The organism is Lachnoclostridium sp. An169 (genome assembly GCF_002160525.1).
Taxonomy (GTDB): Bacteria; Bacillota; Clostridia; order Lachnospirales; family Lachnospiraceae; genus Mediterraneibacter; species Mediterraneibacter cottocaccae.
The window spans coordinates 1-12,561 of sequence record NZ_NFKT01000006.1 but is presented as its reverse complement, the minus strand read 5'-3'; the positions used below and the strand labels follow the sequence as shown (position 1 = coordinate 12,561).

The 12,561-nt window shown below is 52.2% G+C and carries 11 protein-coding genes; 1 reads left to right on the top strand and 10 read right to left on the bottom strand.

From position 1 onward, the window contains the following. Nucleotide 1: 1 nt before the first annotated feature. The 3 genes from B5F07_RS06045 to gpr all read right to left on the bottom strand — a co-directional run bounded on the left by B5F07_RS06045 (nucleotide 2) and on the right by gpr (nucleotide 4,501). Complete coding sequence (locus B5F07_RS06045) at nucleotides 2-1,924, bottom strand: DNA gyrase/topoisomerase IV subunit B (RefSeq protein ID WP_087160384.1); 1,923 nt, start codon at nucleotides 1,922-1,924, stop codon at nucleotides 2-4. A gap of 262 nt (nucleotides 1,925-2,186) precedes the next feature. Next, nucleotides 2,187-3,365, bottom strand: coding sequence for a stage II sporulation protein P (gene spoIIP / locus B5F07_RS06040; RefSeq protein WP_087160383.1), 1,179 nt, complete (start codon nucleotides 3,363-3,365; stop codon nucleotides 2,187-2,189). A 155-nt stretch (nucleotides 3,366-3,520) separates the two neighbouring features. Then, nucleotides 3,521-4,501, bottom strand: coding sequence for a GPR endopeptidase (gene gpr / locus B5F07_RS06035; protein ID WP_087160382.1), 981 nt, complete (start codon nucleotides 4,499-4,501; stop codon nucleotides 3,521-3,523). 185 nt (nucleotides 4,502-4,686) lie between these two features. On the opposite strand from gpr, the gene rpsT reads away from it, so the two are divergent. Next, nucleotides 4,687-4,950, top strand: a complete 264-nt coding sequence (rpsT, locus tag B5F07_RS06030; RefSeq protein ID WP_087160381.1) for a 30S ribosomal protein S20 — start codon at nucleotides 4,687-4,689, stop codon at nucleotides 4,948-4,950. A 64-nt stretch (nucleotides 4,951-5,014) separates the two neighbouring features. On the opposite strand, the gene B5F07_RS06025 is transcribed toward rpsT, so the two are convergent. From B5F07_RS06025 to B5F07_RS22800, 7 genes are all read right to left on the bottom strand, one after another. Then, complete coding sequence (locus B5F07_RS06025) at nucleotides 5,015-5,656, bottom strand: phosphoribosyltransferase (protein ID WP_087160380.1); 642 nt, start codon at nucleotides 5,654-5,656, stop codon at nucleotides 5,015-5,017. A gap of 165 nt (nucleotides 5,657-5,821) precedes the next feature. After that, nucleotides 5,822-7,192 (bottom strand): MATE family efflux transporter, encoded by a 1,371-nt coding sequence (locus B5F07_RS06020; protein ID WP_087160379.1) that lies wholly within the window; start codon nucleotides 7,190-7,192, stop codon nucleotides 5,822-5,824. 116 nt (nucleotides 7,193-7,308) lie between these two features. Further along, nucleotides 7,309-8,328, bottom strand: a complete 1,020-nt coding sequence (gene ilvC, locus B5F07_RS06015; protein WP_087160378.1) for a ketol-acid reductoisomerase — start codon at nucleotides 8,326-8,328, stop codon at nucleotides 7,309-7,311. Nucleotides 8,329-8,510: 182 nt separating this feature from the next. Beyond that, nucleotides 8,511-9,008: an acetolactate synthase small subunit gene (ilvN, locus tag B5F07_RS06010; protein ID WP_087160377.1), complete on the bottom strand. Its 498-nt coding sequence runs from the start codon at nucleotides 9,006-9,008 to the stop codon at nucleotides 8,511-8,513. 110 nt (nucleotides 9,009-9,118) lie between these two features. Continuing rightward, nucleotides 9,119-10,942 carry an ABC-F family ATP-binding cassette domain-containing protein gene (locus B5F07_RS06005; RefSeq protein WP_087160376.1) on the bottom strand — a complete coding sequence of 608 codons (1,824 nt, stop codon included), beginning with the start codon at nucleotides 10,940-10,942 and terminating at the stop codon, nucleotides 9,119-9,121. An 88-nt stretch (nucleotides 10,943-11,030) separates the two neighbouring features. Further along, nucleotides 11,031-12,221, bottom strand: coding sequence for a DUF6070 family protein (locus B5F07_RS06000; protein WP_087160375.1), 1,191 nt, complete (start codon nucleotides 12,219-12,221; stop codon nucleotides 11,031-11,033). A gap of 148 nt (nucleotides 12,222-12,369) precedes the next feature. Next, on the bottom strand, nucleotides 12,370-12,561 hold a 192-nt coding region (locus B5F07_RS22800; RefSeq protein ID WP_204248821.1), incomplete at its 5' end, for a hypothetical protein.

Sequence of the window (12,561 nt, the reverse complement as noted above, 5' to 3'; positions counted from 1 at the left end):
TCTATATGTCAAGCTCCGCCTCTGTGGCATTCTCATAGATAAATGCCCTGCGGGGCGGCACCTCTGTTCCCATCAGCATCTCGGTCACGCTGGATGCCATCCTGGCGTCCTCGATCTCAACCAGCTTGAGCAGACGCCGCTCGGGATCCAGGGTTGTCTCCCAGAGCTGCTCCGCATCCATCTCGCCCAGACCTTTGTATCTCTGGAGCGTAAAAGGACCTGTGTGGGTCTTGCGGTACTTTTCCAACGCCTTGTCGTCATAGAGGTACTCTTCCTCTCCGTTTTTCGGCATGGCCTTGTAAAGCGGCGGCATTGCGATATAGACATGTCCCTCGTAGATCAGTTCCGGCATAAACCGGTAGAACAGGGTGAGGAGCAGGGTGGAGATATGAGCCCCGTCCACATCCGCATCTGCCATGATAATAATCTTGTCATAGCGAAGCTTGCTGATATCGAAATCATTGCCGTATCCTTCCGAGAACCCGCAGCCGAAAGCGTTGATCATGGTCTTGATCTCCGCATTGGCAAGGATCTTGTCGATGCTCGCCTTCTCCACGTTGAGGATCTTTCCCCGGATGGGAAGGATGGCCTGGAAATTTCTGTCCCTTGCCGTCTTGGCGGAGCCGCCGGCGGAATCTCCCTCCACGATAAAGATCTCACATTTCTTCGGATCCCTGCTCTCGCAGTTGGCAAGTTTTCCGTTGCTGTCAAAAGAATACTTCTGCTTGGTGAGCAGATTCGTCTTTGCCTTTTCCTCCGTCCTGCGGATCTTTGCCGCCTTCTCCGCGCTGGAGAGCACGGTTTTTAAGGTGTCCAGGTTCCGGTCAAAATAACGGACAATCTCCTCTCCCGTCACCTTTCCCACCGCCTTGGCCGCATCCGGGTTGTCTAGCTTCGTCTTGGTCTGTCCCTCGAACCTGGGATCCGGATGTTTGATGGAGATGATCGCGGTCATGCCGTTGCGGATATCCGAACCGGTAAAGTTATCATCCTTTTCCTTGAGGATCCCGATCTCCCGGGCATACTGGTTCATAACCGTGGTAAACGTGGTCTTGAACCCGGTCAGATGGGTTCCTCCCTCCGAATTGTAGATATTGTTGCAGAATCCCAGCACATTTTCATGGAATTCATTGACATACTGAATCGCCGCTTCCACTTCAATCCCGTCTGCCTCACCTTTGAAGTAGATAGGATCGTGAAGCACCTCTTTCTTCTTGTTGAGATCCTGGATGAACCCGATGATTCCCTCCGGCTCATGATAGACGATATGTTCCGGCGTCTCCAGCCTCTTGTCGTCAAAGATAATCGTCAGTTTCGGATTCAGATAGGCAGTCTCATGAAGCCTGCTCTTTACTTCTTCCGCTTTGAACCAGGTCTTTTCAAAGATCGTATCATCCGGGAGGAAGTTCACTGTCGTCCCGGTCTTTCTCGTCTTTCCGATCTTCGGAAGCAGTCCGTTCTCCAGTTCAATCACCGGGATCCCTTTCTCATACCGGTCGTGATGGATGTATCCGTCCCTGCTGATCTTTACATCCATATAGGTGGAAAGTGCATTCACCACCGAGGATCCCACCCCGTGAAGTCCGCCGCTTGTCTTGTATGCGGAATCATCGAATTTGCCGCCTGCATGGAGTGTCGTGTACACAAGCCGGGCAGCTGAGACGCCCTTCTGGTGCATATCCACCGGGACGCCTCTTCCGTTGTCGGAAACCGTCGCGGATCCGTCCTTCTCCAGTGTGACATGAATCTCACTGCAGTATCCTGCCAGATGCTCATCCACCGAATTGTCCACGATCTCATAGATCAGGTGATTGAGTCCTTTTGTGGACACACTTCCGATATACATTCCCGGGCGTTTCCGGACGGCCTCCAGCCCCTCCAGCACCGCAATACTGCCTGCATCGTATGTATTATTTTCTGCCATTTACATTCTTCCTTTCGATCCCGCCCTGCTGTCGGCGCAGGGCAATCCATTACATACTATATCACCAGTTTCCGGGATTTTCAACGAATTTCTCATTCGGCTGTGCCGCTCCATGCAGCCCCGGCGACCGCGCTTTCGCTCGGGAGTGGAACGCAGCGGTACATAGGGCTGCAAAGGACGCAGCCCAAGGACCGGCGTTCCACTACGGGTCTTCGTGGCTGCATGGAGCGGCACAGCCTGAAAATTCGTAAAGGGTAAAAAATCATCCTGAGATTACGTTTGTGAGAACATCGGCGAGCACTTCCATGGCGTTCATCATTTCTTCCACGGTGTTGGTCTGTGCTCCCGCTTCGACCAGGAGGGACTTGGGCATCAGGTGCATGTTGTAGCGGTAGGACTTCAGATAAATGTGCCGGGTAAAGCCCGGGTAGGACGTCTCCGCGGCGAGCTGCATCTGCAGGGAAAATGCAAGGTTATCCTGTATGTAGGGGTTATAGAGGTAGCCGATATCCCCGTTCGTGCGGGAACGGCTGAGTCCGTTGAAAAACATGATCCGCGCAGTCTGCTTCCCGTTGATCTCTGTGACAAGGTGCGTGGTATCCGCCACGCCGTCCCGGTGCAGGTCAATCACCACCTCGATGGTGGGATTGTCGGAGAGAATCTGTGTAACCGCAGTCTCCGCATACTGGTATGCATTGCTCCGGTCCAGTTTCCCGTCAATGATGTCATAGACTCCGGTATCATGGATCGTCTCGATCCCCCTCTCATTGAGAAGCCGGGTCAGATAATCCCCCACTCCCACAATGCTGGTGGAGGGATCGCCGTCCACGGAGTCCACAAACGTCTCCTGGGAATGGGTGTGGTAAATGAGCACCTTGGGGCCGCCGGTGGACTGGTCGATCTTCATGCTCCGCCCCAGAAGGTCATCCGCATTAAGCTGGTCAGCGCCGATCATGGTGGAGCTGTCCACAGTATAAAAATTACTGAGCAGATAATCAAAATCTCTTAGCTTCTCGATGGACATATCAATGGAGGGGGCGGCCGGCGAAGCTGCCGCCTCCGCTTCCGACTCATCCGGCTCTCCCACAAGCTGCCCGTTCTCATCCACCATATTCTCATCATTTGCCTGACTCTCAAGGATTTTCGCAATGGTCTCCTCATCCTCCAGGGCCGTCTCCCCCGGCGCATGATCCTCCACATAGGCCGCAAGAGGGATCCATGCAAGCGCCTTCTCCCGCAGCCATTCTGTCACACCGACAGCCGGCTCCCGGTTCAGAGACGCAAGCCCCGGCATGTACATTTCTTCCGCACTTTGCAGGATCCGCTGCTGAATCTCATATTTCCATTCCCCGGCAGCGCCCTTTGCAGCCAGGTAAATAAGCCCTGCCGCCAGAAACACAGCCGCCGCTGCCGCTGCCGCCTGCCCGGATCTGCTCTTCATTCCCCTCCTCCGTCCTCCCGCGAAACCGCGTTCTCTTCCCTGATACCTCTCTTTACTCCTCTCCAGGCGGCATCCCCCTCTCTGTCCATCTCCGTCCCTGGCGGACGGGAATTTTATTTCTCCTGAAATTCTATGAGAAACGAGAGGTCATTATGTCAGGCAAAGAGCATATTCAGCGCCTCCGCAATCGTGTGGCTGATGTGGTGTACCATCTCATCCACGTCTTTGGGCGTGACGAACATTCCGTTGAGATGGGGCGCCACGAGTTCCCGGATAAATTCCTGCTTTTCCCCCGGGCTGCAGGAGCGCAGCGCCTCGCCCACCCCACGCAGAGATTCACAGTCCTCCAGGGCTCTCACCAGGTTTTCCATGGTGTCGTTGGCGATCGTAGCCGCATCCACCACAGTAGGGACGCCGATGGCGATAACCGGGACGCCGAGAGACTCCTCTGTCATCCCGGCTCTGTGGTTTCCCACTCCCGAACCGGGACTGATGCCTGTATCCGCGATCTGAACGGTCCGGTTGAGCCTCCTGCTGTTGCGTGCAGCCAGGGCGTCCACCGCAATCACCAGATCGGGATGGGTCTCCCCCACGATTCCCCGGACAATCTCAGCAGACTCCATCCCCGTCTGTCCCATGACTCCGGGAACAATGGCGCTGATCATGTTGGCGTGCTCCATCCCCATGGCATATTTTCCGTATTCTTTTACAATGTGGCGGGTCACACAGAGGTGGTCTGCCACATAAGGCCCCAGGGCATCCGGCGTCACTTCCCGGTTTCCAAGCCCCACTACCAGAACAGAGAGATCTTCCCCCGCTGTCCCGGCTTTTTCTTTTTCCCGCATCTTCTCGATCAGGGTTCTGATATGGGCACAGAGCAGTGCCGAGATCTCCATATGGCTCTCGTCGTCCGGCACAGCAAGATTCGGAGCCTCAATAGTAAGATAGGTCCCCACCGGTTTCCCCATGGCCTTCGCCCCGTTCTCCGTCTCAATCACCACCCGGGTCGTCCTTATCTCCTGCTCCTCGTCGTACTCCTCCTCCAGGATAACGCCGGGGATCTCCACATTGTCCGATTCAAACCGTTCCCTCTCCTCCAACGCAAGATCTGTGCGAACACCGTAATTTTTCACCATGACTCATCCTCGCTTTTCTGATTATGATAACGTATTTTTTCCAATAATTCTTAAATTATGTATTGACAAGCAGAGCCGGTTAGCATAAAATAAATGAGTATGTTTCGGCGGAACGTCCGTGTCCGAGTCTGCCGCGACACATCATTCACATTTGAAAATATCTGTAAAGGTTGGAGGTGTACGGATTGGCTAACATTAAGTCTGCTAAGAAAAGAATTTTAGTAAACGAGACAAAAGCTGCAAGAAACAAAGCAATCAAGTCTAAAGTGAAAACAGCTGTCAAGAAGGTTGAGGCTGCAGTTGCACAGAAAGACTCTGAAGCTGCTAAGACTGCACTGCATACAGCGATTGTTGAGATTTCCAAGGCAGGAAGCAAGGGTGTTTATCACAAGAAAACTGTTTCCAGAAAAATCTCCCGTTTATCAAAAGCTGTAGATTCCATTGCTTAATTTATAGAGAGAAAATAAAAAAAACATCCGCTACCGTCAGGCGGATGTTTTTTCTTGACCTTTTTTACAGTTTCACATACCCGAAACTGTTGATCAGCCCCTCCAGTTTCCTGCCTTCTCTGCACATCTCGCACTCATGTGCATTATAGACATGATAATCCGGAAGATCGGAACTGGTAAAAATTGTCTTCACTTCCATACCGGCTATTTTCGAGATGGCGCTGAATACGGCGCAGATGCCGCACACTCTTCCGCCGTAATAGATCACGGATTCGATAGCCTGCATGGTCAGCGTGCCTGTTGCCATGGAATCGGTAAGGACAATCACCTGTTTGCCCTCGATCATCCTCTGGTTGTTGTCCCGGAAGAGGATCTGTCCCGTGTTGTCAAATTCTGGGGTGACAACGGAAATATTATTGCCCGAACTCATGGATACATTGGACGTGTCCGCCAGCTCCTGTGCCATGAAAGCCCCGATCACTTCTGTATTCTTCAGGCATACAATCGTGTCAACCATGGTATTCATCATGTACTCGGCGGCCAGCGTCTTCCCGGTCTCCCGCGCATTGTTGTGGCGGGTCTTCACCGTGGACATGTCAATGTAGGTGTTGACGTGGGAGTTTTTCGTGGCGAAATGTCCGCTCAGCATCTTGATGCGGGCTTTGGGGTTCTTCGTGGAACGAAGATTGACAAATCTTTCATCCATATAAATCTCTCCTTTCGCGGTAAATCCGGATCTTTACAGAAACCCGTTTTTTTCAAGAGCACAGCAAAACGAACCCTCATGCTCTCTTCTAAGAAACATTTTACCACACAGGAGATAAAAATACAGTAAATTTTGTAAACTGTTATAAAATTTCTGACAATTATGTCACTGAACACCTTTCTTCTCTTTCAGCGTGGGCCATACGGTGATCAGCATGGTTACAAAGCTGGCCGTTCCGCCGACCACATTGGACACCGGTTCCGCAAGAAACACACCGTCCGTCCCCAGTCCGCCGATGAAAGGCAGAAGTATCGTAAGGGGAACCACAATAATTACCTTGCGGAACAGGGAGAAAAATACCGCCTGTTTCGGACGGTTCAGCGCCACATAGGTGGACTGCCCCGCGAACTGGAGCGCCATCATGAAAATGCCGCAGAAATAGATGCGCATTGCCGGGATGCCGTTTTCTATCAGCGTGCTCTCCTGCGTAAAGAGGTGCAGGAAAAACCGCGGTTCAAAGAACAGTACCGCCCACACGGCAACAGTAAATACAATACAGCTCACCGTCATAAAACGTATGGAATCCTTCACCCGTCTGTAACAGCCCGCACCGTAATTGTAACCGATAACCGGCTGCGCCCCGGAAGTCAGTCCGGTCACAGGCATGGTGATAATCTCCCGGACCGAGTTAATCACCGTCATGATCCCCACGTAGAGATCGCCGCCCCACCGCGCAAGAACTGCATTGCAGACGATCTGTACCGTTCCGTTTGTGACGGACATGACGAAGCCGGAAGTACCGAGCAGAGTAATCTCCCGGATCAGTTTTCCATCCGGCAGCATCGCTTTCCGGTTAAGACGGAGGATCGCCCTCTTTCCGGTCAGAAAGAGAAGCACCCAGAGAGCAGACGCCCCCTGGGAAATCACGGTTGCTATGGCAGCGCCCCGGACTCCCATATCAAAGACAAAGATCAGCACAGGGTCAAGCACAATGTTCAGAACCGCCCCCAGAAGCACCGTCATCATTCCCATCCTGCCAAATCCCTGGGCATTAATAAAATTGTTCATTCCCAGGCTTGTCATGACAAAGAGTGTGCCCAGCAGATAGATCGAAATATACTGGTCTGCGTAGGGATAAGTCACATCACTTGCCCCGAACAGATAGAGAAGGGGACGTTTGAATGCCAGGCAGAGGATCATAAGGACAGCTCCGGAAAGCAGAAGCATCGTAAATGAATTGCCCATGACTTTTTCCGCCCGCGCTTCTTCATGGCTCCCTCTTGCGATGGAGCAGAGCGGCGCCCCGCCCATTCCGAAGAGATTGGAGAATGCAGTGATGATCGTGATAATCGGAAGGGAAAGCCCGATCCCGGTCAGAGCGTCTGCCGACACATCCGGCAGATGGCCGATATAGATTCTGTCCACAATACTGTAGAGCACATTGATCAGCTGTGCCAGGGTCATCGGCAGCGCAAGTCCCAGAATATTCCGCGCGATGCTGCCTTTGCTGAAATCATTGTCCGCTGTTCCTGCCATAAACATTATCCTCCCTGAAGCGGTCCGGCGGGACCGCATTTTTCCCGAAAAAAGAATACACATCCACTTGTCATGTCTGTGTATTCTTTCAACCTGTCAAATTTTCTTTTTTTGAATTAGTTGTTGATCAGTTTGTCCTCGTCGCTCCAGCTGTACAGCTTTCTGATCTCCTCGCCGACTTTCTCTGACGGATGCTCAGCTGCAAGTTTTCTCATTGCACGGAAGTGAGCCTGTCCGCCTGCCTCTGACATGTCAAGCAGGAAGTCTTTTGCAAATGTACCGTCCTGGATATCGGAAAGGATCTTCTTCATTGCTTTCTTTGTATCCTCTGTGATAATCTTCGGTCCTGTGATGTAGTCACCGTACTCAGCTGTGTTGGAGATGGAGTATCTCATTCCTGAGAATCCTGACTGGTAGATCAGGTCAACGATCAGCTTCATCTCATGGATACACTCGAAGTATGCATTTCTCGGATCATATCCCGCCTCAACAAGAGTCTCGAATCCTGCCTGCATCAGAGCGCATACACCGCCGCAGAGAACTGCCTGCTCACCGAAGAGGTCTGTCTCTGTCTCTGTACGGAATGTTGTCTCAAGGATACCAGCTCTTGCTCCGCCGATTGCAAGACCATATGCCAGAGCCATGTCAAGTGCTTTTCCTGTGTAATCCTGCTCAACAGCAACGAGGCACGGAGTTCCTTTTCCTGCCTGGTACTCGCTTCTTACAGTATGTCCCGGAGCTTTCGGAGCGATCATTGTAACGTCTACATATGCCGGCGGAACGATCTGTCCGAAATGAATGTTGAAGCCGTGTGCAAACATCAGCATGTTGCCTTCCTCAAGGTTCGGCTCGATGTCGTTTTTATATAATGCAGCCTGTTTCTCGTCGTTGATCAGAATCATGATGATATCGGCCTGTTTTGCCGCCTCTGCTGCAGTATACACTTTGAATCCCTGTGCCTCTGCCTTTGCCCAGGATTTGCTTCCCTCATAAAGACCGATGACAACGTCGCATCCTGACTCTCTTAAGTTCAGCGCATGTGCATGTCCCTGGCTGCCGTAGCCGATAATCGCGATTTTCTTGCCTTCCAGAAGAGAAAGGTTACAATCTTCCTGATAATAAATTTTTGCTGCCATTTTTGCATTCCTCCTAATGAAAATAAAATCCGCCGGCTTTCAAACCGGAGTCTTGTATATAGTGAAAGACTTCTTCTCCGCCGCAATCCGCCCCGCTTTCCAGCCTGAAAAGATTCGAATTGAGAGAGAATCCGCAGCAGAATCAAAATCTCTTACTAACAGATCCCTGATGGAACCATGCCCTACAGATATGTAACATCCTTGCTGCCCCTGGAAAGTCCGGTGATTCCGGTTCTTGCAAGTTCCAGGATCTCGTAGCCCTTCAGAAGGTTCAGAAAGGCGTCCAGCTTGCTCTGCATACCCGTAAGCTCAATAATCATGGAATCCTCTTCCACATCGACGATCTTTGCACGGAAAATATCCGCCACGGAAATAATCTCGCCTCTCTGGGAAGCGTCTGCCCGGAGCTTTACCATAATCAGCTCGCGGTAAACCGATTCGTCGTCCTTCAATACTTTGATGTCCACCACATCTTCCAGTTTTCTGACCTGTTTCTCAATCTGAGAAAGGATCAGCTCATCACCGGAAGAGACAACCGTGATCCTGGTGTATCTCGGATCCGCCGTCACTCCTGCTGTGATGCTGTCTATACTGTATCCCCTGCGGCTGAAAAGCCCTGCAATACGGCTTAACACGCCCGGGTTATTGTCAACAAGCAGTGAGTAAACCTGTCTTCTCATTTACTTCCTCCTTCTCCGAAAATGCGCTCTGTCTTCTGCTTCCAAATTTCTTATCCAAAAAACAGAGTGCGTTCTGTTTTCTATAATATTATCAACTGTCACCGTCTTTGTCAAGATGTTCCATGGATTTTTTCGGCAAGCTCATTCAGATATACCCACCGCTCGGTCTTTGCATCCAGTTCCTCCTGCGTCTTCTCCTGTTCTGCCATAAGCTCCCTGAGCTTCACGGAGTTGGTGGCGTTGGCGCTGATCTGCTTTTCGATCTCCTTCAGCTTTTCTTCCAGTGCTGCGATGTCATCGTCAATCATCTCGTACTCCCGTTGCTCTTTGTAGGTAAATTTCAGCTTTTCCGTATGGTTCTGTTTCCAGGTTTTTCTGGAGTTCTGTCCTGCTGCCTGCTCGCCGCCTGCAGTTCTGCCCTCTCCGGCAGTTCCATTCCGCCCGAAATCCCTGCCATCCCCGAATCTGCGCTTCTTCGCCTCCAGATAATCGGTATAGCCGCCCTCGTACTGGACCGCATGCCCCTGTCCGTCCAGTTCAAAGATCCGGTCCGCCATATTGTCCAGGAAATACCGGTCATGGGACACGGCGATCACGATGCCGGAAAAGGAGTTGAGATAATCCTCCAGAATCGTAAGGGTGGGAATATCCAGGTTGTTTCCCGGCTCGTCAAAAAGAAGAACATTGGCATTCTCCGCCAGTACGCCCAGCAGGTACAGCCTGCGCTTCTCTCCTCCGGAAAGTTTCCCGATGGGAGCGTACTGCATATCCGGCGTAAAGAGGAAACGCTCCAGAAGCTGGGATGCGCTGATCTTTCCGTCCCGGGTCGTGATATATTCGGCGATGTCCTTCACATAGTCGATCACTCTCTGGTTCTCGTCCATGTCCTGCTCTTCCTGGGCAAAATATCCGATCTTCACCGTCTCGCCCCGCTCGATGGTCCCGGAATCCGGTTCGATAATCCCCGCAAGCATCTTCATGACCGTGGACTTGCCGCAGCCATTGGGACCGATGATCCCCAGGCGCTGGTTTTTCAGGACAATATAACTGAAATCCTCCAGGATCTTTTTCTCCCCGAAACGCTTGCTCACATGGTGGAGTTCTATGGTTTTCTTTCCCATTCTCGTCTCCACGGAGCCCAGTTCCACGGTCTGGTCCTGAACCGGAGCCTTCCCGTTTTTCAGTGCCTCCAGGCGCTCCAGCCTGGCCCGCTGCTTGGTGCTTCTGGCGCGGCATCCTCTTTTCGCCCATTCCAGTTCCATGCGCAGTACGCTCTGACGCTTCCGCTCCGAGGCCAGTTCCATCTCCTCGCGGGCGGCTTTGAGCTCCAGGAATCCGGAGTAATCCGCGTCATATCCGTACATGTTTCCATGGCTGATCTCCAGAATCCGGTTGGAGACCTTGTCCAGGAAATACCGGTCGTGAGTCACCATCACAAGGGTGCCGCGGAAATTTTTCAGATAGTCCTCAAGCCACTGGAGCATCTCCTCATCCAGATGGTTGGTGGGCTCGTCGAGAAGGAGTACGTCAAAATCATCCGCCAGCGTCTTTGCCAGCACTACCCGGCGCTTCTGTCCGCCTGAGAGATGGGAAAGCTTACTGTCAAAATCCGTGATCCCAAGCTCCATCAGGTTGCTCTCCACCTGCCAGTCCTCTCCCGCACCCCGGTCGAATGCATAGGCGCGGATATCCTTGTCCTCCGGAAGATAAGGGTTCTGGGGCACATAGGCCATCCGGATCCCGTTCTGTCTTATGATCTGCCCGGAGTCCGGCGTCTCCTCCCCTGCGATCATCTTAAGCAGCGTGGATTTTCCCGTGCCGTTGATCCCTACGATCCCGATCTTGTCCCCCTCCTGGATGCCAAACGAAGCATCGTCAAAGACCACCTTCTCCCCGTAAATCTTGCTGATATGTTCTATATTGATAATATTCATGCCAAAACTCCTGTTCTGCTGTAAAAATAAATGCCGGGAAATCTTTCTTTTCCCCGACATTCATCTTAACACACCACGGCTTTTTTTACTACCCGTTTTGATAGACGCTCTGCCACTCTCCGTCGGCGAGCCGGGGAGTAAACCACTCCGGTTTTTCCGTCCCTGACACAACTTCATTGGAAACATAGCGGAATCCGCCGTCTTCCAGTGGCAGCACGGTAAGCTCGCTGACCATCGCCTGATCCTTTGCTTCAATGATCCACACCGCCTCCACCGTAAGCTTCAGCGTACCGTCAGGCATCTCCTCCCGGGCGGTGACCTCCGGGTAAGGGACATAGGCTGCGCAGGAGTCATACATGCCCCTGGGACGGTAGCGGTAAGCGCCCCGCTCCTCACTGTAAACGGTATGTTTCCGGATCACGGAAACACCGGCGGAAAAATAAGTCTGAACCACATTTTCAAACTCCTCAGCCGGTATCCAGGACTCCCGGCTGATCACTCCGGTGTCATAGGGCGTGCGGACGCCGTACTTCATGCGGTACGCCACATCATAGAGATCGTAAAAGTCAAGATTCCCGAAATCCGTCTCCGTCCAGTTTTCCGTCAGCAGCGCGCTCCCGTCATATCCGGCGGGATACACATATCTTTCATTCAGTTCCCGCAGGCTGTCATCCAGAGGAAGGATACGGATTCCCGTAAGCCCGTGGGGGCCGTCGTATCCCGGCATATGGTATTCCTCGAAAAACAGATATCCTTTCTCCGTGTACTCCCAGCTCTCCGCGTCAAATATACCTTCATATCCCACGACCGGCTCCCCTTCTTCCCAGTATACCGTGCTCCGGTCCACATGGAGTTCTCCCTCTTCCGTCTCCAGACAGTAACAGACAAATCCTCCCTCCCCGTTCACGGAGAGAATCACTGTCTGCGCTTTCTCTTTGCTGACAGCCGCCCGGCAGAACTGCTCCGGGCTCTCCGGATTCTCCATGTTGATCCGGTTCTCGGTGTCCACCACGGCATAGCCTGACTGGGCAAGCCGCTGTATGATCTGCTCCTTTGTCTCTATCGTATTCAGGCAATTCTCCTCTGCTGCCTGCTCATAAAGATCCCGGTATCCTTCCGCCAGAGCGGTCAGCGCGTTCGCGTCCGGCTGTTCTTCCCCGGTTAGCTTCTGCTGCCCGGGTGTTCCATCCTTTCCATCCTTTCCCTGCACTTCTGCGCACCCGGTAATTGCGCACAAAACCGCCAAGGAAAGCAGGAGCATGGATATTTTTAATCTCATTTCGAAATTCTCCTCCGGTATAATATATTTCCGGCCATGTGCCGTTTCCATAATCTTACATTTGTAAGATCAACATGTCAAGAATAAAAGTGCCTGAGAGAAAACCTCTCTCAGACACTGTGTAACCGAATAACTGTTATTGCTTGATTCAGTCCTTTGTTTCAATCAGCCAATCCAATAAATACCGGACCTGTATCCCATTGTAATTTCCAGGCGTTAACCGGTCCATGGGTGACCTCCTCTCGCCACTTAACCTGACGGTTTGAAGTGGGAGCTTCCTGCTCATCAGCCCCAACGGGCTAAGTATCAACAGGCTATCCCCGCCGGCCCGACGGTTCTT